At 69.8% G+C, this 23,439-nt stretch carries 17 protein-coding genes and 1 other RNA gene; 13 read left to right on the forward strand and 5 right to left on the reverse strand.

Going from position 1 to position 23,439, the window contains the following annotated elements:
• On the forward strand, positions 1–4,851 hold the full coding sequence (locus tag ACYQ78_RS17830; protein ID WP_459801967.1) for an NAD-glutamate dehydrogenase: 4,851 nt from the start codon (positions 1–3) through the stop codon (positions 4,849–4,851).
• Between the two features lie 149 nt (positions 4,852–5,000).
• Here ACYQ78_RS17830 and ACYQ78_RS17835 read toward each other — a convergent pair whose 3' ends face one another.
• A complete protein-coding gene (locus ACYQ78_RS17835; protein WP_459801968.1) occupies positions 5,001–6,008 on the reverse strand; it encodes a hypothetical protein in 1,008 nt (335 codons plus the stop codon).
• A gap of 71 nt (positions 6,009–6,079) precedes the next feature.
• Between ACYQ78_RS17835 and prfB the strand changes: the two genes are divergently transcribed.
• The 8 genes from prfB to ACYQ78_RS17875 all read left to right on the forward strand — a co-directional run bounded on the left by prfB (position 6,080) and on the right by ACYQ78_RS17875 (position 13,217).
• Entirely contained in the window at positions 6,080–7,195 is a 1,116-nt protein-coding gene (prfB, locus tag ACYQ78_RS17840) for a peptide chain release factor 2 (RefSeq protein WP_459801969.1), read from the forward strand.
• Positions 7,196–7,555: 360 nt separating this feature from the next.
• Positions 7,556–8,245, forward strand: a complete 690-nt coding sequence (gene ftsE / locus ACYQ78_RS17845) for a cell division ATP-binding protein FtsE (RefSeq protein ID WP_061299409.1) — start codon at positions 7,556–7,558, stop codon at positions 8,243–8,245.
• 9 nt (positions 8,246–8,254) lie between these two features.
• Positions 8,255–9,154 (forward strand): permease-like cell division protein FtsX, encoded by a 900-nt coding sequence (gene ftsX / locus ACYQ78_RS17850; RefSeq protein ID WP_459801970.1) that lies wholly within the window; start codon positions 8,255–8,257, stop codon positions 9,152–9,154.
• A 23-nt stretch (positions 9,155–9,177) separates the two neighbouring features.
• Complete coding sequence (gene smpB / locus ACYQ78_RS17855; RefSeq protein WP_459801971.1) at positions 9,178–9,660, forward strand: SsrA-binding protein SmpB; 483 nt, start codon at positions 9,178–9,180, stop codon at positions 9,658–9,660.
• Positions 9,661–9,663: 3 nt separating this feature from the next.
• Positions 9,664–11,541: a penicillin-binding transpeptidase domain-containing protein gene (locus ACYQ78_RS17860; protein ID WP_459801972.1), complete on the forward strand. Its 1,878-nt coding sequence runs from the start codon at positions 9,664–9,666 to the stop codon at positions 11,539–11,541.
• A gap of 87 nt (positions 11,542–11,628) precedes the next feature.
• Positions 11,629–12,018: a transfer-messenger RNA gene (ssrA, locus tag ACYQ78_RS17865) on the forward strand.
• A gap of 513 nt (positions 12,019–12,531) precedes the next feature.
• A complete protein-coding gene (locus ACYQ78_RS17870; RefSeq protein WP_459801973.1) occupies positions 12,532–12,798 on the forward strand; it encodes a type II toxin-antitoxin system Phd/YefM family antitoxin in 267 nt (88 codons plus the stop codon).
• Positions 12,799–12,836: 38 nt separating this feature from the next.
• Positions 12,837–13,217 carry a PIN domain-containing protein gene (locus tag ACYQ78_RS17875; RefSeq protein WP_459801974.1) on the forward strand — a complete coding sequence of 127 codons (381 nt, stop codon included), beginning with the start codon at positions 12,837–12,839 and terminating at the stop codon, positions 13,215–13,217.
• A gap of 141 nt (positions 13,218–13,358) precedes the next feature.
• Here the strand turns inward: ACYQ78_RS17875 and ACYQ78_RS17880 are convergent, their stop codons facing one another.
• From ACYQ78_RS17880 to ACYQ78_RS17895, 4 genes are all read right to left on the reverse strand, one after another.
• Complete coding sequence (locus ACYQ78_RS17880; protein ID WP_459801975.1) at positions 13,359–14,321, reverse strand: DUF1996 domain-containing protein; 963 nt, start codon at positions 14,319–14,321, stop codon at positions 13,359–13,361.
• Positions 14,322–14,435: 114 nt separating this feature from the next.
• Complete coding sequence (locus tag ACYQ78_RS17885) at positions 14,436–15,095, reverse strand: LuxR C-terminal-related transcriptional regulator (protein ID WP_459801976.1); 660 nt, start codon at positions 15,093–15,095, stop codon at positions 14,436–14,438.
• Positions 15,096–15,098: 3 nt separating this feature from the next.
• Positions 15,099–16,292, reverse strand: coding sequence for a sensor histidine kinase (locus tag ACYQ78_RS17890; protein WP_459801977.1), 1,194 nt, complete (start codon positions 16,290–16,292; stop codon positions 15,099–15,101).
• 1 nt (position 16,293) lies between these two features.
• Positions 16,294–17,088 carry a hypothetical protein gene (locus ACYQ78_RS17895; protein WP_459801978.1) on the reverse strand — a complete coding sequence of 265 codons (795 nt, stop codon included), beginning with the start codon at positions 17,086–17,088 and terminating at the stop codon, positions 16,294–16,296.
• 363 nt (positions 17,089–17,451) lie between these two features.
• Here ACYQ78_RS17895 and ACYQ78_RS17900 point away from each other — a divergent pair, with 363 nt between their 5' ends.
• The 4 genes from ACYQ78_RS17900 to ACYQ78_RS17915 all read left to right on the forward strand — a co-directional run bounded on the left by ACYQ78_RS17900 (position 17,452) and on the right by ACYQ78_RS17915 (position 23,429).
• Entirely contained in the window at positions 17,452–17,949 is a 498-nt protein-coding gene (locus tag ACYQ78_RS17900) for a hypothetical protein (protein WP_459801979.1), read from the forward strand.
• Positions 17,946–18,842: a hypothetical protein gene (locus tag ACYQ78_RS17905; protein ID WP_459801980.1), complete on the forward strand. Its 897-nt coding sequence runs from the start codon at positions 17,946–17,948 to the stop codon at positions 18,840–18,842. The genes ACYQ78_RS17900 and ACYQ78_RS17905 overlap by 4 nt, the downstream gene beginning before the upstream one ends.
• Positions 18,843–18,876: 34 nt before the next feature.
• Positions 18,877–20,172, forward strand: a complete 1,296-nt coding sequence (locus ACYQ78_RS17910; protein WP_459801981.1) for a hypothetical protein — start codon at positions 18,877–18,879, stop codon at positions 20,170–20,172.
• Between the two features lie 89 nt (positions 20,173–20,261).
• Positions 20,262–23,429 carry an ATP-binding protein gene (locus ACYQ78_RS17915; RefSeq protein WP_459801982.1) on the forward strand — a complete coding sequence of 1,056 codons (3,168 nt, stop codon included), beginning with the start codon at positions 20,262–20,264 and terminating at the stop codon, positions 23,427–23,429.
• Positions 23,430–23,439: the final 10 nt, after the last annotated feature.

Raw genomic sequence — 23,439 nt, forward strand, 5'->3', positions numbered from 1 at the left:
ATGCCGCTCGACCCGGCCGGGGAACTCGACGACCTGCTCCGCGCGGCCGCCGCCGCGTGTGGCGACCAGAACGCCGACACCCTTGACTTCCTGCGGGACTTCTACCGCAACGTCCCTCTGGACGACCTCGCCGACCGCGACCCGATGAACATCTACGGGCCCGCCCTCGCCCATCGCAAGCTGGCCGCCGTGCGGCCACAGGGCAGGGCGCTGGTCAGGGTGACGGCGCCGACGCTCGACGAGCACGGCTGCGACCCGGCCACCTCGGTGGTTCAGATCGTCACCGACGACATGCCCTATCTGGTCGACTCGGTCACCAACGAGATCGAACGCCACGAGCTCGGCACCCGCCTGATCGTGCACCCCCAGATGAGGGTGCGCCGCGACATGACGGGCAGGCTCCTCGGCCCCGACGAGATGGACGTCACCGGCCTGACCCTGGCCGAGTCGTGGATGTACATGGAGATCGACCGCCAGGCCGACCCGACCGCGCGCACTCTTCTGGAGGCCGACCTCGTCCGCGTCCTCGACGACGTGCGCGGCGCGGTCGAAGACCAGGCGAAGATGCGCGCCCTGGCCGTCTCCACCGCCGACGACCTCGCGGTCAACCCGCCGCCGCTCGACCCGGCCGAGGTCGAAGACAGCCTGGAGCTGCTCCACTGGCTGGCCGACGGCCACTTCACCTTCCTCGGCTACCGCGAATACCGGCTGGAGGAAGACGACACGCTCACCTCCCAGCCGGGCACCGGCCTCGGTGTGCTGCGCCCCGACCGGGCCGGTTCGGGCAGCTTCGCCGCGATGCCGCCGGAGCTGCGCGCCAAGGCCCGCGAGAAGCAGGTGCTGATCGTCACCAAGGCCAACAGCCGGGCCACCGTCTCGCGCCCCGCCTACCTCGACTACGTCGGGGTCAAGCTCTTCTCGCCCGAGGGCGAGGTGGTGGGGGAGCGCCGCTTCCTCGGCCTGTTCACCCACGTCGCGTACAACGAGTCGATCTCCCGGGTGCCGCTGCTGCGCCGCAAGCTGGCCGCCGTGCTGGAGAAGGCAGGGCTCCTGCCCGACAGCCACGACGGCAAGGACCTCATCGAGATCCTGGAGACCTACCCGCGCGCCGAGCTGTTCCAGATCTCCGCCGACGAGCTCCTGCCGATCGCCCTCGGCGTGCTGCGGCTGCGCGAGCGCAAGCAGGTCAAGCTGTTCCTGCGCCGCGACGACTACGGCCGCTACATCTCCTGCCTCATCTACCTGCCGCGCGACCGCTACACCACCAAGGTCCGGCTGCTGATCCAGGACCTGCTGATGAAGGCGCTCGGCGGGCGCACCCTCGACTACAGCGCGATGATCGGCGAGTCGGCGCTGGCCCGGCTCCACGTCGTCATCCGAGGTGAGCGCGGGCTGCCGCTGACCACCGAGGGAGTCGACGTCGACGCCCTCGAGGCCAAGGTCACCGCCGCCACCCGCACCTGGGAGGACGACCTCGCCGCCGCCATCGGCGACCTCTGCGACGAGGCCGACGTGCCCGGCCTGATCCGCCGCTACAGCGTCGCCTTCCCCGAGGGGTACAAGGCCGACTTTCCGGCCCGCGCCGCCGTCGCCGACCTCAAGCGCCTCGAACAGCTCAGCGACGACGACGCCGACGACATCGGGATGAACCTCTACGAACCGCTCGACGCCCTGGAGGGCGAGCGCCGGTTCAAGCTCTACCGCCTCGGCGCGGCCATCTCGCTGTCCCACGTGCTGCCGCTGCTGGCGCGCATGGGCGTCGAGGTCGTCGACGAGCGCCCCTACCAGGTCGACCGCGACAACGACCCGCGCACCAAAGACGCGTGGATCTACGACTTCGGCCTGCGCTACACCCCGCCCGCGGCGCTGCCGCCCGACGACTTCAAGCGCCTCTTCCAAGACGCCTTCTCGGCGCTGTGGAAGGGCCAGGTCGAGAACGACGGCTTCAACGCGCTCGTGCTCGCCGCCGGGATGACCTGGGAACAGGCCGAGGTGCTGCGCGCCTACGCCAAGTACCTCCGCCAGGCCGGGGCCACCTTCTCGCAGGACTACATCGAGAAGACCCTGCTCGGGAACCTGCGGCTGGCCCGCCTGCTGGTGCGCCTGTTCGAGGCCCGGCTCGACCCGCGCCTGCCCGAGAGCTCCCGCGTCGACCTGTCGGCGGCCCTCAAGGAAGAGGTGCTGGCCGCCCTCGACGAGGTCGCCTCGCTCGACGAGGACCGCATCCTGCGGGCCTACCTCGAATGCGTCTGCGCGACGCTGCGCACCAACTTCTTCCAACGTGACGCCGAGGGCCGGCGCAAGCCGTACACCTCACTGAAGTTCGACCCTCAGGCGATCAGTGTGCTGCCCCTCCCGAGGCCCAAGTTCGAGATCTTCGTGTACGGCCGCCGCGTCGAGGGCGTCCACCTGCGGTTCGGCGCCGTGGCCCGAGGCGGGCTGCGCTGGTCCGACCGCATGGAGGACTTCCGGACCGAGGTGCTCGGCCTGGTCAAGGCGCAGATGGTGAAGAACACCGTGATCGTGCCGACCGGGTCGAAGGGCGGCTTCGTCGTCAAGCACCCGCCGCAGGGCGGGCGCGACGAGTTCCTCGCCGAGGGCGTCGCCTGCTACAAGCAGTTCATCTCGGGTCTGCTCGACGTGACCGACAACCTGGTCCACGGCCAGGTCGTGCCGCCCGCCGACGTGGTCCGCCACGACGGTGACGACACCTATCTCGTGGTCGCCGCCGACAAGGGCACCGCGACGTTCTCCGACATCGCCAACGGCGTGGCCAAGGACTACGGCTTCTGGCTGGGAGACGCGTTCGCCTCCGGTGGCTCGGTCGGCTACGACCACAAGGCCATGGGCATCACCGCCCGGGGCGCCTGGGAATCGGTCAAATACCACTTCCGCACCCTCGGGCTCGACACCCAGACCACCGACTTCACCGTCGCCGGCGTCGGCGACATGTCGGGCGACGTGTTCGGCAACGGCATGCTGCTCTCGCCGCACATCCGCCTGGTGGCCGCCTTCGACCACCGTCACGTCTTCGTCGACCCCGACCCCGACGCCGCCAGGGGCTTCGCCGAGCGCGAGCGCCTGTTCGCCCTGCCGCGCAGCTCATGGGACGACTACGACAAGGGCCTGATCTCCGCCGGGGGAGGGGTGTGGCCGCGTACCGCCAAATCCATCCCGGTCACCGCGCAGATGCGGGCCGCGCTCGGGATCGTCGACGGCGTCACCTCGCTGGCCCCCAACGACCTGATCAGCGCGATCCTCAAGGCGCCGGTCGACCTGCTGTGGAACGGCGGCATCGGCACCTACGCCAAGGCCACCTCCGAGTCGAACGCCGACGTCGGCGACAAGGCCAACGACGGGCTGCGGGTCAACGCCGCCGACCTGCGCTGCAAGGTCATCGGCGAGGGCGGCAACCTCGGCTTCACCCAGCTCGCCCGCATCGAGTTCGCCCTGCACGGCGGCCTGGTCAACACCGACTTCATCGACAACTCCGCCGGGGTCGACACCTCCGACCACGAGGTCAACATCAAGATCCTCCTCGACGAGGCGGTCCGCGACGGCGAGCTGACCGAGAAGCAGCGCAATCAGCTCCTCGCCGAGATGACCGGCGAGGTCGGCGACCTGGTGCTGCGCGACAACCTCGCCCAGAACGTGGTGCTCGCCGCCGCCCGCAAGCAGGCCGGCGACATGCTCCACATCCACACCCGCTACCTGCGCAGGCTGGAGCGGCAGGGCCGCCTCAACCGGGCGCTGGAGTTCCTGCCCTCCGACAAGGCGCTGGCCGAACGCCGCCAGACCGGGCTCGGGCTGACCGCGCCGGAGTTCTCGGTGCTGCTGGCCTACACCAAGCTCGTGGTCGACCAGGAGGTGCTGGCCAGCGACCTGCCCGACGACCCGGCGCTGCGCGAATGGCTGGTCTCCTACTTCCCGTCGGCGCTGCGGGGGTCGTACACCACCTATATGGACAATCACCCGCTGCGGCGGGAGATCATCACCACCGGCGTCACCAACGACCTGGTCAACAACGGTGGCACCAGCTTCGTCTTCCGGTTCCACGAGGAGCTCGGGGCCTCCACGGCCGACATCGCGCGGGCCTATCTGGCGGCCCGGCAGATCTTCGACCTGCCCGCCTTCCGCCGCCAGGTCGAGGGGCTCGACAACCGGGTCGACATCGACACCCAGCTCGCGCTGCTGCTCGAAGGGCGCAAGCTGTCCGAGCGCGGCACCCGCTGGCTGCTCAACAACCGGCGCCCGCCGCTCGACCTGGCCGCCTCGGCGCGGTTCTTCGCCGACGGCGCCGCCGCCCTGCTGCCCCACCTGCCCAAACTCCTGAGCGGTCCCGACCTGACCGCCTTCGAGGAGCGCCGCGACCAGTTCATCGGCCGGGGCGTGCCCGACGAGCTGGCCGAACGGGTGGCCGCGATGGTGCCCGCCTACTCGACCTTCGACCTGGTCGAGATCGCGGTCGCCACCGACCGTCCGGTCGGCGAGGTGGCCGAGGTCTACTTCGACCTGGCCGACCGCATCCAGCTCGCCCGCCTGCGCGAACGCGTGATAGCGCTGCCGCGCGACAGCCGCTGGAACACGATGGCCCGCTCGGCGCTGCGCGACGACCTCTACTCGGCGCACGCGAGCCTGACCCGCGACGTGCTGATCCACAGCAAGCCGGGCGAGGCGCCCGAGGAGCGGCTGGCCCGCTGGTCGGAGGCCAACGAGGCGGCGGTGACCCGGTCACGGCAGACCCTGTCGGAGATCTGGGAGAGCGACGTCTTCGACCTGGCGACCCTGTCGGTGGCCCTGCGCGCGATCCGGACCCTGGTCGCGACGAGCGGCCTCCCGCACCGAGGCTGACCTGGGTTTTCGTTGTCGGCGGCGCCCTTGCGGGGGTGCCGCCGATGGCATTTGTGCGGCATTCCGGGCATCGTTCGTGGGCCTGGGCCTTGTCGGGGTGAAAGCGGCCTGGCCTGGGCTTTGCCGGGGTGGCGTGGGCCGGGTTTGCCTTATTCGGTGGCGCTGGCCTGGGTGATGCGGCCGTCGTAGGCGATGATCTCGGCCGGGGCCTTGGAGGTGCGGGGCGGGACCACGGCCAGGAACTGCTGGGTCTCCTGGATACGGCGGTCCTTGAGGATCTCGGTGGTGGTCAGGTCCCACTTGGCGTCGGGGGGGATCGGCAGGTGGCCGCCCACCGCGTTGGGTAGCACCGGGATCCACTGGGTGGTGCGGGTCAGGGTGTAGGAGAGCAGGCCGCCGCCGTCGGCGGTGCGGACGGCCTGCACCGGGTAGGACGCCGCCGCCGCGAAGATCGAGATGTAGTCGTAGCCGGCCTTCTCGTAGATCTTCTTCTGCGCGCCGATGTCGTCGAAGAACCCCTTGGTCAGCGGGCCTTCCTTGATCAAGGCCGAGGTGAACCCGCCGGGGCCCTCTTCGGCGACCGTCGCGTGGAGCGGGCCCAGCAGGTTGGGGCTGATCGCGATCGACTGGTCGCGGGCGTCGAGCAGGGTGGCGTAGCCCTCGGCGTCCTTCTCGATCTCCGGCAGGACGGCGCCGTCGTTCAGCAGGGTGGTGAACCCCCGCTGCCACGACTGGCCCTCCTTCATGAAGGTCATGATCGCGGTCTGCCGCTCGTCGCCGTTGGTCCGCTCGGCCACCGCCGCGAACCACGGCGTGACGCCCTTCGGGAGGCGCGGGACGATCAGTGTTCGCGGCCCCCACGAGTATCGGATGGGCCTGTTTTCGGATGACCGATATTCGGCCAGCACGAGCGGATCCTGGCCGTCCCTGGCGCGTTCGAGGGCCATCCGGCCGTCGCCCATGGAGCGGATCACGTCGTCGGTGCCGAGGAAGACGTCGGCCGCCGCGGTCGCCTCGTCGATCGTGAGGGCGGGCGGCGCCGGAGTGGGGGAGGGCTTCGAGGTGGCGGCGACCGGGCTCGGCTTCGGCACCGGGGCCTGGCTCGTGCAGCCCGCGAGCACCAGGATCGCCATGGGAAAGGTCAGCGCGCGGCGCATGTGAACCCCCCTCCCTTGTGCAAAAGGGACCGTACCTGAGTCGGTCCGGTGTTCGCGTACCCTTTAGAAACGTGGCAGCCATCGATCCAGCAGAAGAGATCAACGAGCTTACCGGCACCCTGAACAGCATTCAGGACGTGCTCGACCTCGAGAGCCTGCGCAAGCAGATCGCCGAGCTCGGCGAACAGGCCGCGGCTCCAGATCTGTGGAACGACCCCGAGGCCGCCCAGAAGGTGACGAGCAAGCTCTCCCACCTCCAGAGCGAGGTCAACAGGGTCGAGGCCCTGACCGCGCGCATGGAAGATCTCAAGGTTCTCTACGAACTGGCCGCCGAAGAGGGCGACGACGACACGCTGGCCGAGGCCGACAAAGAGCTGGTCTCCCTGCGGTCCGACATCGGCGCCCTGGAGGTCCGCACCCTCCTGTCGGGCGAATACGACGCCCGCGAGGCCCTGGTGACGATCAACTCCCAGGCCGGCGGCGTCGACGCGGCCGACTGGGCCGAGATGCTCCTGCGCATGTACCTGCGCTGGGCCGAGCGCAAGGGCTACGGCACCGAGGTCTACGACACCTCCTACGCCGAAGAGGCCGGCATCAAGAGCGCCACCTTCACGGTCAAGGCGCCCTACGCCTACGGCACCCTCCGCGGCGAACACGGCACCCACCGCTTGGTCCGCATCAGCCCGTTCGACAACCAGGGCCGCCGCCAGACCTCCTTCGCCGGTGTCGACATCGTCCCGGTGGTCGAGCAGACCGACCACATCGACATCGTGGAAGACGACCTCCGCATCGACGTCTACCGGTCGTCGGGCCCCGGCGGCCAGGGCGTCAACACCACCGACTCGGCGGTCCGCATCACCCACCTGCCGACCGGCATCGTGGTGTCGTGCCAGAACGAGCGCTCCCAGCTCCAGAACCGCGCCTCGGCGATGACCGTGCTCCAGGCCAAGCTCCTGGAGCGCAAGCGCCAGGAGGAGGCCGCCACGATGAGCGAGCTCCGCGGTGAGGCCACCAGCTCGTGGGGCACCCAGATCCGCAACTACGTGCTGCACCCCTACCAGATCGTCAAAGACCTGCGCACGGGGGTCGAGGCCGGCAACCCGACGGCGGTCCTCGACGGCGACCTCGACGGCTTCATCGAAGGCGAGATCCGCTGGATGCGCCGCCAGGAGTCGGGTCAGGAGTAGCGCCTCAGCTGTAGGCGACCTTCAGCGCCGTCAAAGCCAGGGCGAGCGTTATCACAAGGGCCACCAGAAGTGGTGGCAAACCCAGGAATCCGTGGAAGTGAATCTTCTCCCTGGTGGCGCGGCAGGAGGGGCACCGACCCTCCACCACTGGCCGGGCGCACGCGGCGCAGATCAAGTGTTCGCAGCTCATCGGCCCTTTACCTATGCCCTAATCGTTTTGTTTCCGTTATGGACGTTCCATGCCAGTGTTACCCCTAGACTGAGCTCTGGCCAACCGGAACGTCGATCTGGAGCAAAGAGACCGGCGCCCCCCGGTATGGATGTCCCCCGCCCCCTAGACTGGCATGCCGTGATGCGCCCGTGATCCATTTCGATAATGTCACCAAGGTCTATGTGAACCAGAATCGCCCTGCGCTCGACCACATCTCGGTCGACGTCGACAAGGGCGAGTTCGTGTTTCTCGTAGGGCCGTCGGGCTCGGGAAAGTCGACGTTCCTCCGTCTGGTTCTCAAAGAGGAGAGGCCCAACTCCGGCGCCATCCATGTGGCCGGCAAGGACCTCGCCAAACTCTCCAACTTCAAGGTGCCCCACCTCCGGCGCCGCATCGGATGCGTCTTCCAGGACTTCCGGCTGCTGCCCAACAAGAACGTCTATGAGAACGTGGCCTTCGCCCTCGAGGTCATCGGCAAGCCGCGCCGCTTCATCCGCAAGGTCGTGCCCGAGGTCATCGAACTGGTGGGCCTCGAAGGCAAGGCGCACCGGATGCCCGACGAGCTGTCGGGTGGCGAGCAGCAGCGAGTGGCCATGGCGAGGGCCTTCGTCAACCGACCGATGATCCTGCTGGCCGACGAGCCAACGGGAAACATCGACCCCGCGACGAGCATCGGCATCATGAAGGTGCTCGACCGCATCAACAGGACCGGCACCACCGTCCTCATGGCGACGCACGACGCCGCCATCGTGGACTCCATGCGCAAGCGTGTGGTGGAGCTGGAGGATGGCAAGATCGTCCGCGACCAGTCGCGGGGTGTCTACGGCCAGGCTTACTAAGAAGGAAGCATGCGGGCGAATTTCATCTTCTCCGAGGTCTGGATCGGCCTCCGTCGCAACCTCACGATGACCATCGCGGTCATCGTGACCGTTGCTGTCGGCATGGCGCTGCTCGGCATCGGGCTGATGATCAACTCACAGGTCTCGAGCATGACCAGCTTCTGGAGCGACAAGGTCGAGCTGTCGGTCTACCTGTGTAAGGAGAACTCCCCCTTCGAGCCGTGCACCGACAAGAAGGGGATCTCCGAAGAGCAGAAGGTCGCGCTCGAGGACGTCATCAAGGGCATTCCGCAGGTCGAGGGCGTGACCTTCGAAGACTCCGCCACGGCCTACAAGAACTTCCTCGACAACCAGTCCAACAACGTCTTCGCCTCGTTCCTCAAGGCCGAAGACATGCCCGAGTCGTTCCGGGTGAAGCTGCGCGATCCCAACCAGGCGACGGCGGTGGTCGAAGAGCTCTCCGGCCAGACCGGCGTCTCCAACGTCATGAACGAGCGTGAGCTGCTCGACGACTACTTCGGGTTCATGGACAAGCTCCAGTGGATGGCCCTGTCGGTCGCCTTCGCGATGGTCTTCGCCGCCACCCTGCTGATCGGCAACACGGTGCGGCTGTCGGCCTTCAACCGCCGCCGGGAGACCGGCATCATGCGGCTCGTGGGCGCGTCCAACGTCTACATCCAGTTGCCGTTCGTTCTCGAAGGTGTCATCGCCGGTCTGATCGGCGGTGTCCTGGCGGCTGTCATGCTGATCACCAGCAAGATTCTCATCTTCGACAGCATCCAGGCCTTCCTGCCCGAAGCGCTCGGATGGAACACGGTCGCCGCGATCATCTCCGGCACCATGGCCATCGGTGTGATCATCTGTATCCTCGCGTCCTTCATCACGCTCCGCCGCTATCTGCGGGTGTGACGAGCCGCCGGTAGGCTCTTGCCATGCCTCGTGAGACCGGGCGCAAGGTCATCGCCCAGAACAAGCGTGCCCGCCACGAATACTTCATCGAAGACACCTACGAGGCCGGTCTGGTCCTGACCGGCACCGAGGTGAAGTCGTTGCGTGAGGGCCGAGCCAACCTGACCGACGGCTTCGCCGCCGTAGAGAACGACGAGGCGTGGCTCTACAACGTCCACATCCCCGAATACACCCAGGGGACCTGGACGAACCACTCCGCCAAGCGGAAGCGCAAGATGCTCCTGCACCGCAAGGAGATCGCCAAGATCTACGCCACATTGCGGGAGAAGGGTCTGACCCTGATCCCGCTGGCCCTCTACTTCAAAGATGGCCGGGCCAAGATCGAAGTCGGCATCGGGCGCGGTAAGAAGGACTACGACAAACGCCAGACCCTCCGTGAGAAGCAGGACAACCGGGATATGCGACGGGCCATGTCGGGCGCCATCAGGCGCAAGGGGGGCCGCTAGGCCGTGGTGCACCGTCGTCCCCTTCGGCTGGCGTTGACCCTGGCGCTCATGGCGCCGGTGCTCACCGCCTGCTTCGAGGAGCCGTCCCCCCACGAGGCGGTCCGAGACTTCCTCGTGGGCTGGCAGAGCGGCGACTTCGAGATGGCCGCCCGCCGGGCCGACGCCGACCAGGCCAGTGTGGTCAAGGCGCTCGGCGATGTCGGGCTCCACCTCGACGCCGCCTCGATCCGGTTCGCGCTGGGCACCATCAGCCGCGACGGCGACACCGCGGCGGCCAACTTCTCCGCCGAGGTCAACCTGGGCGAGAACAACCCGCTGTGGACGTACAACAGCGTGCTCCCGCTGCGCCTGATCGACGGCCGGTGGAAGGTGCACTGGTCTCCGGAGGTCGTCCACCCCGATCTGCACGCGGGTCAGCGGCTCGCGGTGAAGATCGACCCCGAGGGCCGCCAGCCGATCATCGACCGCAACGGTGACACGCTCCAGGAAGACGACACCCAGTTCGTCGCCCAGGTGGTCCCCGCCAACCTGACCGACCCGGCCAAGGTGTGCGAGGAGCTCTCCAAGATCACCGGGTTCGCGCAAGACCGGCTGCTCAGCCGGATCCTGTCGGCCCCGCCGACCGACGCGGTGCAGCTCGCCACGTTCGGGCCCAACAAATACCGTGAGCTGGCCGCCAAGCTGAAGGCGATCCCCGGGCTCACCATCGCCGAGGTCCACCCGCCGGTCGCCCCCAAGTCGCCCGCGCAGATCGTCGGCCGGGTCAACGCCGTCACCCCCGAGAGTGAGCAGCAGCTCGGCGGCCCTCAGCGGGCCGGTGACACCGTCGGCCGCGACGGCCTCCAGAAGGCCTACCAGGATCAGCTCACCGGCTCCACCGAGACCCGCGTCGTCATCCTCGACACCAAGACGTGGGAGCAGGTCAAGGAGCTCAAGTCGTGGCCCGGCCGGAAGAACACCCCCGTCCGCACCACCCTCGACACCGCCCTCCAGCACGCCGCCGACCTGGCCGTCGCCGGAACCCAGCCGGCCGCGCTGGTCGCGGTCCAGGCCTCCACCGGCGAGATCCGCGCGATCTCCACCAAGGGCCTCCACCAGCAGAAAGACGCCCTGGCCGGCAAATTCCCGCCCGGCACCGCGTTCTCCATCGTCTCCACCGACGCCCTGCTGAAGGCCGACCTCGACACCCAGGAGAAGGTGCCCTGCACCGCCGACCGCACCGTCGGCGGCGCCCGGTTCCAGCAGGTCGGCGTCACCGCCGCCGCCCCCACCTTCGAGGCCGACTTCGCCCACGGCTGCGTCACCGCGCTGGCCTCCCTGGCCCGCCTGGTCAAGAGCGACGACCTGCTCCTGAGCGCCCAGCAGTTCGGCATCGGCGCCGGTTACACCCTGCCGCTCCCCGGCCACAGCGGCCACGTGCCCGCCCCCGCCACCGACGCCACCCGAGCCAAGGTCATCGCCGGGACGACCGTGCAGGTCAGCCCTCTCGCCATGGCCCTGGTCGCCGCGGCCGTCCAGTCGGGCACCTGGCGGCCGCCCGTCCTCGTCACCAGCCCCGCCCTGCCCGACTCCAACACCGAGATCGTCACCCCCGCCGTCGCCCCCAAGCCCATCAACCTCGACCCCGGCCGCGTCGCCACCCTCCGCACCCTCATGAGGGCCGGCGTGACCAGCGGCTCCGCCAAGGCCGCCTCCGTCGCCGGTTCCGAGGTCTACGGTGTCGCCTCCCACGTCGGCTACGTCGAGAAGAAGCAGCGCAAGCAGCTCTCCTGGTTCGTCGGCTGGCAGGGCGACATCGCCATCGCCGTCATGGTCGAGACCACCGTCCCCGGCGCCGCGCCCGCCGTCGCGGGCTCGTTCTTCGGCGCGCTGGCGCCGTAGCGGGAATACATGTTCGCGGCAGGGTGGTTGTACGGGTAAAGTTGCGGTGTCCGGGAGCTTGCGCGCCCGGGTTTGACAACTTCACATGGGGGTGACCGGTTTCGACTTTGGCATTACAAGGCAGGGGAAGCGGGTCGAGGACGGCGGACATAACCTCGTTAACACTGTGACCGCAAACAAATAAGTGCCAATACCAAGGCCACTTCGGTTAGCCAGGGTTCCCTGGCTCTCGCTGCCTAAGCAGACGAGTTAAACCGTGTCAGCCCGAGACCGCCTCCGGCTCGGGATCTGGCATTGCTAGGAGGCTCCACCATCTTCGCCGGCCGCGGGGGGAGATGGGAAAACAAACAGCGGATGAGCCTGTCGGCGACTCGCCTGTGAGAGCGCCGGGGCTGAGAAAACGTTAAACAGGCTGCACCCGGAGAAGCCCTGGCTCGGTGCTGAAGGACGCGGGTTCGATTCCCGCCACCTCCACGCTCGGAATGGCTCGTGGTTGACGCCCCTTTGGGGCGGCTGTCACGGGCCATTCCTCGTTCTACGGGGGGACGACCCCCCGAACCCCCCGATACGAGAGGGCTGGCGCCCCCTCGCGCTCCCCCTGGTGCGCTTACGCGCCCCCGTCCGTCGCTTTCGCTCCGGGGTCGCTGCGCTCCTAGCGAAGGGCTCCGCCCCTCGCGCTCCTTGGCAGGGCCTCGCTTCGCTCGGGTCGAGCTCGCTTCGCTCGAATGATGGACTCCAAGCCGCACCACAAGGTTTGAACAGGCCCGGTGAAGGCTGGCGTTGCTCGTCCTGAATGTCATGAGACGGCGCAACGTCGGCGTTCGCATGGCTGGCCTCGCTTCGCGCGGATGACCGATCTCCAGATCCGGGGCCGCTGCGAAGCGGTTGCTTCTCCTTGGGGTGACGCGACCACCGTCGGCGGGTTTAATTGTTACCGTGGTACGGGGTGGTACGGAGGGAGGGTGATTGATGAGCGGGAAGTCTCAGCCGGTGGACGTCAGCGTGCGGCAATTCGTCAATGACTCGGGGAGCGTGACGCGAGGACTGCGGCGAGGGCAGCGGTATGTGCTGACCATCAATGGCGAGCCGCTCGCAGATGTTGTTCCCATCAAACGTCGGCGTGCTGTGCCCATGACGGAGGTGCTGGCGATCTTCGCTGGCGCGCCTGCCCTCGATGTCGATGAGCTACGCGCGGATCTGGACGCCGGTATCGATCAAGGGTTGCCTGACGATCCGCTGGAGGGGACCGGTCTGTGAGACATGCGGAAGGCGTACTGGACACGAACATCGTGGCTGTGCTGTCTCTCTACGAAGCAGCTGAACTTCCGCAGGCGGGTCTCATCACTGCGGTGACCCTCGGTGAGCTGTCAGATGCGCCGCATGCGACTGCCGATCCGATCAGGCGTGCTCGACGTATGGCGGTTCTTCAGCATGTAGAGGCCACATTCGACGCGCTGCCCTATGACGACGAAGCCGCGCGTATGTACGGCCAGATCTGTGCGGCCGTCCGCGCGGCCGGCCGGCAGCCGCGCGGTAGGGCGGCCGATCTGATGATCGCTGCGATCGCCGCGAGCAATGGGCTTCCCCTGTATACAGCCAACCCGAAGGACTTCGCCGGGCTCGACGGCATGGTGGAAATCGTGGCTGTGTCGCGGCCTCCGGATGCCACCGCGTGATCCCCGAAGCCAGCACGAATCGGCTGGTTCGCGCAGGCTTTCACGGCCGGGAGTCTTGTTGATCGGCCCCTGCACGCGAACGGCGTACCCCGATGAGGTACGCCGTTCCGAAGAGTCGAGCGTGGGGGCGCTGCGGTTTCGTCAGGGCTTGTGCTGGTCGATTCCGTAGCCGTTGCACTGGCGGCCGCCGTTGATGCAGTGCTTCACCAGTTCGGCCTGCCGGTTGCCCGACCACGCCTCCATGAAGTCGTAGTGGAAGGAGTAGCTCGCGCCGGAGGAGTAGGCGAGGCCGTCGGTCTTCCCGCCGGGAAGCTTGTAGGGGACCTTGATCTCCAGCATCGGCAGCGGGACCGGGAACGCCGCCGGGCAGACACCCTTCACCGGGAAGGCCATGTGGCTCTTGTGGTCGGACGAGTCCAGGTCGCGCCCGTTCCAGCAGCTCGGGGCCTTCAGGCGGACGATCAGCGAGCTGCCCGACGGGCAGGACTTCGGGAACGTGGTGAACGTGCCGCCGCCGCAGGTCCAGGTGCCCTGGAAGTCCGCGGCCGAAGCCGTGCGCATGTCGCCGACGATCAGCCGGAAGCCGGCCGGGAAGGGCTGGACCGTCCGGTAGTCCTTGACGCCCGACTTGTAGTAGGTCGTCACGATCGTCGGGTCCACCACCTTGCCGTTCTGGTACAGCGTGGGGATCCAGTAGGCGGACTTGTCCATGGTGTCCTGGCAGCTCGACCCGCCCGCCAGCAGGGACGTCCTGGTCGACTTGGCGTTCGTGGTCGGGTTCCCGGCGAAGGTGTGGTTGTGGGCCGCGCCCGGGAGGCCCGGATAGACGATCGGGTCGTCGGACAGGTGGTGGGTGACCTTGCAGTTCGCGTGGATCTCGCGGTACTGGGCGAACGGCGGCGGCCCGGAGAACGTCGGGACCGGGAGCGGCTTCGCCGTGGGGAACGGCGAGGCCACCGCCGCCGGAACCGACTGGTGCGAGGCGTGCGAGGTGGCGGCCGAGGCCGGGATCAGGAACGGGCGCGCGGCCAGCAGCAGGCCCGCGGCAAGCAGAACCGTCCCCGCCGCCCGGCTCCAGTGGACCCGCCGGGTGTGGTCTGACATCGATTTCCCTTCACGGTGGAACAACGTGAGCGGGTCGAACGCTAGTCACCCGGCCGCCTGCGGATTTAGGCAGAAAGTCCCGTATGGGTTGAGCGTCATGGCCCAATTCCCGGGTCAGGCGTTTCCGGTCCAGAAAAGGACGGCCTCGGTCCTGCTGCTCACGTTGAGTTTGCCGAAGACGCTGTTGAGGTGGTTCTTCACGGTCTTCTCCGTCAGGCCCAGCCGGATGGCGATGGACGCGTTGCTCAGCCCCTGGGCCAGGAGGTTCAGCACCTCGCGCTCGCGCCTGGTGATCCCGAACCTCGTCTGCACGGTGTGCCGCCGCTCGGCCCGTTCGCGCTGCTCCTGGTCACGCTCGGCCTGACCCCGTACGAGCGAGGTCGCCACCGACGCGGCCACCGGCGAGAGCCAGCCCCGGCCCTCGGCGACGGCCAGCACGGCGCGCAGCAGCTCCGGCGGGTCGAACTGGCCGTGGACGAGATATCCGCGCACCCCGCCGCGCAGCATCGAGGCGATCACGTCTTCGGTGTAGTCGCTGGTCAGCGCCAGCACCTTCGTGTAGAGGCCCAGCTCGCCCACGACCGAGAGCCCGTCGGCGATGGGCATGCGATGGTCCAGCAGGGTCACCGCGGGACGCAGGCGGCGTGCGGCCGCGAGCCCCTCGTGCCCGTTGCTCGCCTCGCCGACCACCCGGACCCGGTCGTCGGCGTCCAGGAACGCGGACATGGCGGCGCGGACGATCGGGTTGTCGTCGACGATCAGGACGTCGATCATCCATCACTCCAGTGGATCGAGCGGCACGCAGACCGTGACCACGGTGCCCGCCCCGGGGTAGGACCTCACCCGCAGGTGGCCGCCGACGGCCCGCGCCCGTTCCGTCATGCCGACAAGGCCGAAATGTCCCTGCGACTGTAGCCGTCCGAGCTCCTCGGGAACGACGAAGCCGATGCCGTCGTCGCCGACGATCAGCTCCAGGAGGCCGCCCGACTGGATCAGGCGGATGGTGACGTGGGAGGCGAAGGCGTGCCGCTGCACGTTGGTCAGCGCCTCCTGGAGCACGCGGACGATCTCGTACCGGACGGCGACCCCGGGCTCGGCGCACGCCACCGTCACCCGTGTGGCGACGCCCGCGTCGTGCTGCCAGGATCGCGCGACCTCGTGGACGGTGTCCTCGAAGGACCGGTCCGGTACGTCCCCGCGCAGCCCCTCCAGCAGTTGCCTGGCCTCCCGCGCGGCCACCTCGGCGCCCCGGGAGACGGTCTCGGCGAGCTGCTCGGCCAGAGCGGGCTGACGGCGCAGCGACGACGGGAGCGCCAGGGCGGCGAACGACACCCCGCGCAGGGTCTTGCTGACGGAGTCGTGCAGCTCGCGGGCGAGCCGGGCCCGCTCGTCGGCCGCCGCGGACCGCTGCGCGGAGGCCGTCACCTCCACCGTCAGATCGAAGTAGCGCACCAGCGCGGAGGTGGCCACCGCCCCGCCCATGCCCGCGAGCACGCTGAGCATCGGAAACGCCATCACGAACGCGGCGACGTCCGGCGAGTACGGTCCCGCCCGCAGCGCCCAGGCCGCGGCGGCGAACCCGAAGGCGGCCTGGACGGCCCAGATCCCCAGGGCGCGCATGCCGAGCAACGCCCCGGCCAGCGCCGCCGACCCGGCCGCGAAGCAGAAGTACGCCATGCCGCCCTTGCTCAGCAGCAGGATGCCCGTGGCCGCCAGCCAGTCGGCTCCGATGACGGGCAGCGCGCGACGGACCACGGCCGGGTGCCGGGTGAGCACCGTCACCTCGGCGACCGTGGCGAGCACGGTCACGGCGATCACCGACAGCACCCGCCAGAGGTCGGCCACCAGCAGCAGCCCGGCCCCGGCGGAGGTGAGCACGACCGCGGCCCTGCCCAGCATCACCGCACGGCAGATGGCGGCCGGCGCGACCAGCGGATCCACGGCGTAGACCCGCAGACGCCCCACGGCCATCTCACCTCCCCAGGACGATGTCGTCGAGGTAGAACTCGTACGCCTGCGGGAGCTGCTCGCTGGCGATGGCGAGGTCGATCCGGCGCAGGCGGCCGGGCGACAGGGTGCCCACGTGCACCACGAAGGACGTCCAGCGCTCCGGGGGCGCGTGGAGCGTCACGGTCGTGGCGCCCGCCCGTCCCGCCGAGGGTGAGGCGGACAGCCGGAGGATGGTGCCGTACTGCCGGCCGCCGTACACGCGCAGGCGCAGCCGGGTGTTCGCGCCGGTCAGCACGGGTGAGCCCGCCAGCAGGGTCACGGTCGCGGGATCATCGCGGCTCTTCACCCGTCGCTGGATCCTGACGGCCGCCTCTTCGCCGTCGGGCACCGGGCGGCCGGGGTCGACGTTCGTCCCGATTCCGGACGCCCGCCATCCCGTCCCGAGCGCCGACGCGTAGATCGAGCAGGCCGGGACGGGCGTGACCTCCACGATCCCCGAGCCCCGCGAGGTGGCGCAGGAGGGCACGCGCGGGCGTACGGGCGTGGCGGTCGGACGCGTCCGGGTCGGACGCGGGGTGCCCGTGCTCTTGGGGGTCGCTGTCGGGGGTGCGGTGGTCGGCACCCGGCTGGACACCGGGCTCGCCTGCGCGCCCGAAGCCTGCGAGCCCGAGGCCTCCGCGCGGTCGTCCTGCCGGGGGATCAGCAGGGGCGGGACGGCGACGGCGACACAGATCACCACGGTGACGAGCAGGGCGTACCGGGTCCGCTGGCCGAGGCGGCGCGCGGGGCCGCTGATCGGCCGCCGGCCGGCGCTCATCGCCGACCTCCTGCCCCGACATCTCCAGGAGTCACATCCACGTCCTTGCCGCACACATCTGAGTAGTGACATCTTCCGCCACAAACCGCTCATCGTGTACGGGCAACCGCCCCGATTCGGCAGGTGAGCGCGCCCGTCCCGGAAACTGGGCCCACCCGCCGCCGACTTCTGGGACTTTCGGCCCAGCCCGCAGGGATGAAGTGATCGCCAATTTTTCCAGACGCGGGATTTCGGCGTGGCGATCTTGCTCCGTGTGCATGCGTGGCTACTTTTTGTTGCCGTGCGTCGCGTGGACGCATTGTTTATCGGATAAATCGCCGAAAGAAGAACATGCCTGTTTTTCGTCTGCCTGGCGTCGTCGCCTTGCTCACTGTGACATCGGCGGCCGTCGTCGCATGTGTCCTCACCCCGGCCGCCGGGGCGACGACCATGTCGGGGCCCCAAGTCGTACAGGAAGATCCGAAAGAAGAGGAGAAGTGCCCCGACGGCGAGCCGAAGCCCTGCGCGGCGTCGGACAAGGACCGCGAGAGCGTCGACTCCGACCGTGAGGACGCCGAGAAGGACATCGCCGCCGCGAAGGAGGACATCGCCGCGGCCAAGGACAAGGCCGACGACTGCCCGCCCGGGACGGCCGAGGGCAAAGAGTGCATGAAGAACCTCATCGGCGACGGCGCCGAGCAGCAGGAGGGGCTGGACAAGGTCCAGGCCGAACTCGACTCCTTCCAGGCGGCGCCGACGGACAACGCCGCCTCGGCCCTGGCCTCCACCTGCGACGCGTTCGCCGCCGATCTGCCCGCCATCTTCAAAGTCGACGACGGCTCGTCGTCGCTGACCGGCCTCTGCGAGTTGATGAACCAGTGAAGTACGTTCTGCCGGCCGCCGCTCTCGCGCTGTTCTCCCCGGTCGCGGCCTCGGCCGCGCCGGAGCCCGCGCCGCCCGTCGCGCGGGCCTTCGACGGCGAGAGGCCACTGCCCTCTGTACGTCCGGTCGCCGAGCACTGCGCCAAGGAGGCCAGCGGTTGCCGGTTCACGGTCGACAAGGCCGCCTCGGGCGACTTCTACAGCGCCGTGAAATCGCTCGGCAACGCCGCCGTCAACTGCACCGACGACCCGATCAGGGTCGATCGCCAGATCACCCTGAAAACCGGGAGCAGCGACAACCTCGGCGGCGACATCACCGGCAACATCACGACCGAGGGCCAGCTCAACGGCTCCGGCGAGGTCACGGCCGGAGTGAACGCCGAGGGCAGCGGCAGCTTCGACACACCCGACAAGCAGAAGGGCCCGACCGCCACCGTCGGCGGCAAGGCGGGCGCCAACGGCTCGGGCAAGCTCGGCGGAGCCCTCGGGCTCAAGGGCGCGTTCCAGGGGGCCTTCAAGCTGGCGTACCAGCGCACCTGGAACCGCGAGCACACCGAGACCACCACTTACAGCACCACCGTGCGCCCGGGTGACGCCCTGGTGTTCGGCGCCAGCGCCGCCATGCAGCGGGTGGCCGGGAGCATCGGTTCTCCCGGTGGGCTGTCGATCCGGAACATCGTGGTGACCGGGCCGTCGTCGGTGAACACCAGCACCTTCTACGCCGAGACGTTCGTCGTGGGCGGGAGCAACTGCGAGCAGGTCGTACCGAACAAGAAGGTCGCGCCCGACGACAACGTCAATCCGTCCACGCGGATGGCCGACGGGCTGACCTTCGTGTCCACGCTGCCGTCGGGGTCCCGGCTCCGCGAGCGCACCGTGATCCGGCCCTCCTGACCTCCGCCACACCACCCTCTCCGTGGAGAAATACGTGAACACCATGAAAAGCGGCGTCACCGCGGCGCTGTGCCTCGGCCTGCTCGCACCCGCCCAGCTCGCCCACGCCGAGGCGCCGGGCAGCCGCCCGGTCGCGGTCATCAACGGCGACTTCGCCCTGCCCGCCTTCAAGGCGGGAAGCGTGAACGTGACCACGCCGACCGGCTGGTCGGTGGGGTCGACCAACGGAGCCGGCACCTACAACGGGGTCGGCCGCGTCGCGCCCGCCGACAACGGCCACCCGGACGGGAAGACCGCCGTCCTGCTCCGCCAGCCCCTCCCGGCGAACGCCTTCAAACAACGGCTCCGTGGGGTACGGGCCGGGGCCAAGGTCACCGTCACCTTCGACGACAGCCCGTCGGTCGCCGCCGTCTGCACTCCGGCGGCCCTCGCCGACGGCCAGGGGTACACGGTCGAGGCGACCGGAGGCGCGGTCAGCGACCGGACCACCGCCCCCGACCCGGACAAGAAGGTGAGAGTGGCCGGTCAGGGCGTCTGGCGTACCGGGCAGACCTACAGCTTCACCGCCTCCGAGCACGAGCCGCTGCTGACCTTCACCTCCAAGGTGCCGGCGACCGAGAACGTCGGCGGCAACTGCGGCCCGATGATCGCCGATGTACGCGCGGTCCAGACGCCGCCGCCGCTCGACAAGACCATCCCCAAGACGGCGCTGCCGTCTTCGGTGGCCTTCCGCGGCAACGACAGCCGGTCGGTGGCCGACGCCGTGAGTCACTGCAACGGGGACCTCGGCCGGTGCGTCTTCCTCCCGGAGCGCGACTACTCGTTCGCCTACTACGAGCCCGCCGAGGTCACCGGGGACACCTACATCAACTGCACCCGGAACGCGCTGAACCGCACCCGTCCCGTCGCCGCGGGCGGGCAGTCCTTCGGCGATCTGCCCGCCGCCGCGAAACTGCCCGGCACCGGGGACAGGCCGAGCAACATGGCCCAGCAGTTCACGGCCGGAACCGGGACCAGCCCGGCGTGGACGGTCACGGGCACCCGCCAGGTGACCGAGGTGGTCCAGCCGTCCGAGGTGTCGTGGATCGAGACCCAGGCGGGCCGGCGGCGTACGGAGGGCTGGTTCGTCTCCAGCCCCACCCCGGCGGAGCCCCACGACGAGTGGCGCCTTTACACCGTTCTGGACCACCCGGCGACCGAGCTGTCCGACCGCATGTACCAGCGCACCGGCCCGATGACCGCTTCGGAGAAGCAGCGCTGCCGCAGCGACCGCCCGACGACGTCCACGCCGGTCGGCGCGGCCTCTCCCGCGGGCACCAACCGCGGATGACCGTGTTCACACTTGACGGGCGGAGAATGCGAACCCGAAAGTAGTCACCGAGATCCGCGCGTAGACGGGCAATGTGGGTGGAAACCGGCATGGACAGTTCAGTGCCTTCGGTCCGTGCCGGAGGTGACCTGCGCCTGCAGATTCTCGGGCCGTTGCGGGTGTGGCGCGACGGCGTCGAACTGGACACCGGGCCCCGGCAGCAGACCCACCTGCTCGCCCTGCTCCTCGCCCGCGCGGGCCGGCCGATCGGCACGAGCGAACTGATCGACCTGATCTGGGGCCCCGACGCGCCGGCCTCGGCGCTCAACATCCTGCAGAAGTACGTCGGCGGGGTCCGCCGGGTGCTGGAACCGGAGCTGCCGGCCCGCAGCCCGGGGCGGTACCTCCAGCGCCGCGGCAGCGGTTACCTGTTCGCCGCCGCCCCCGGCATGCTGGACCTCGTCACCTTCCGGGAACTCGTCGAGGCCGCCAAGGCATGCCTCGTGGAGAAGCGCTTCGACGACGCGCTCGACCGCTATGCGGAGGCGCTGCCGCTCTGGCAGGGCGCGGCCGGTGGCGGGCTGGCGAACGCGACCGTGACCTCGATATTCAGCGCGCTGGACGGTGAGTTCTTCGACGCCTGCGTGGCCGCGGCCGAGCTCGCGGTCTCCCGGCGGCAGGCCGAGCGGGTTCTCCAGCCCTTACGGCTCGCCGCCGGGATCGGGCCGTTGCACGAGGCCGTCCAGGCGGGTCTCGTCTCCGCCCTCACCGTCGCCGACCGCCAGGCGGAGGCGCTGGAGGTGCTCCGGGCGGTGCGCGTCCGGCTGGCCGAGGAGCTCGGCATCGATCCCGGCCCGGAGCTGCTCGCCGCGCACCAGCGGATCCTGAGCCCGGCCGTGCCCCGATCCGACAGCACGATCTCTCCCGGCCCGCCACCGGCCGACGGCCTGGTCGGCCGGGCCGACGAGCTCGCGGTGCTGCGGCAGGGGGTGGGGTCGGCGCTCGCCGGGGAGACGGGGCTCGCCATCGTCGAGGGTGAACCCGGGGTGGGCAAGACCCGCCTGGTCGAGGAGGCCTGCGCCGAAGGGCGGCGGCGCGGGGCCATGGTCGTCTGGGGACGCTGCCTGGAGGGGGACGGCACGCCGTCGATGTGGCCCTGGGTGCAGGTGGTCGGCGCGTTCCTCGACGGGCTGCCCGACGCGGCGAGGGAGGAGTGGCACGCCGGTGAGCTCGGCCGCCTGGCGGGACCGCGCGGCGGTGTCCCGGAGACGCCGGTGTTACCGGACGGCGGCGCCCAGTTCCGCCTCTTCGAGCAGGCCGTCGCGCTCGTCGGCCGGGTGTCGGCGCGGCGGCCGGTGGTGCTCGTCGTCGACGACCTGCAGTGGGCCGACGCCGCCTCGCTGGATCTGTTCGGTCACCTGGCGGCCCGGCTGCCGGGAGGCACCGTGGTCATCGGGGCGCTCCGCGACCGCGCGCCGACACCCGGCCCCGAGCTGGCCCGGATGCTCGCCGCGGCGAGCCGGGTGCCCCGGCACCGCCGGATCCGGCTGGGGCCGCTCGGCCCGTCCGAGGTGGCCGAGCTCGTCCGCCGCGAGACCGGCCGGACGCCCGGCCCGGACGCCGCTCAGGGCATCCACGCGCGGACCGCCGGCAACCCCTTCTTCGTACGGGAACTGTCCCGTCTCCTCGGCGACGGGGACGCCCTCGCGCGGGTCGGGTTGCCGACCACCGTGCGGGACGTCGTCCAGGACCGGATCGCCGTCCTCGACGACGACGCGACGGACCTGCTCCAGATCGCCGCGCTCATCGGCCGTGACGTCGACCTCGCCCTGCTCGCCCGCGCGGCGGACATCGACGGTCCGACCTGCCTCGACCGCCTGGAGCCGCTGGAGGCGCTCGGCCTGCTCGGCCCCATGCCCGACGACCCTTACTCGAACCGCTTCGCGCACGACCTGGTCCGCGAGTCGGTCATCGACATCACCTCGCGGTGGCGGGCCACCCAGCTGCACCTGCGCATCGCGGACGCGCTGGAGCACCCGGCCGAGGACGACGAGCCGCTGGCCGAACGCCTCGCCCATCACCTGCGGGCCGCCGGCCCACTCGTGGAACCGGCCAGGACCGTGGACGCGTTGATGCGCGCGGGCCGCCACGCGGCGAACAAGTCGGCGTACGAGGCCGCCGAGCGGCACCTGCGGTCGGCCGCACACTTGGCGCGGACGGCGGGCCTGGCGGAACTGGAGCTGTCCGCGCTGTCGCAACTCACCGTGGTCGTCGGGCGATCCGGATACGTGGGGCTGGCCCGCGAACCGCTGGAGCGGGCCGAGCAGCTGGCCCGCGAACTCGGCAGGGAACGCGAGGCCACCGGTTTCCTGCTGTCCCTCTGGGTCTCCTACTCCCAGGGCATCGAGCTCGACCGTGCCGGCCGGCTGGCCCGCCGCCTGCTCGACCAGGGCGAGGCCTCCGCCGACCCGACCCTGCGCGTCTACGGCTGGAACGCCTGGGGTTTCCACCAGTGGGACCTCGGCAACATCGGCGAGGCGTTCCGCCACCTGACCCGGGCCGACCCTGCCGTCCTCGAACAGATGGCCCAGAGCGAGCGCGACCCGCTCCGGCGCGACCTGTGGCTGCTCTGGCCCGTCATGCACGCGCTGATGACGGCCCTGCACGGTGACGTCGACACGGCACGCGCGCTCCTGGACGCCATGGAGGCCGACGCCGGGGACGACCCCTACGTGATCACGGTCTGGGCCTCCTTCGCCGTCACGGTCGCGGCCCTGGCCGGAGACCCGGTGTGGGCGCTGCGCGCGGCGGAACGCGGGATCGCCCTGGACCCCGACTTCTCCTTCGTCTGGCTCGGCAGCTACCAGCGGCTGGCCCGCTGCTGGGCACGCGCCGTGACCGGCGAGAACCCGGCCGAAGCCGCGACGGAGGCGGATCGGCTCATCGCCGTGGCCCTGGCCGACCCGCCGCGTTCGGGCCTGGCCACCTGGTCCGCGCTGCTCGGCGAGATGTGGCTGGCCGCCGGCCGGCTGGACGAGGCCGCTGCCGCCCTCGACCGGGCGGATTCCTACCTCGACACGTACGGCCAGCGCTATGCCGAAGGCCTGGTGCTCCTGCTGCGCGCCCGGCTCCTGCGGGCGCGCGGCGCGGATCCCGCCGCCGTCCGGGAGGCCGCCGAACGGGCGCGGGCGCTGTCCACCGAACGGGAGGCGTACCTGTTCGCCCACCGCGCGGAACGCCTGCTCGCCTGCCCGGCCGAGGCGCCGACGGTCCGATAGGCCTTCGAAG

This window comes from Herbidospora sp. RD11066 (assembly GCF_054661255.1).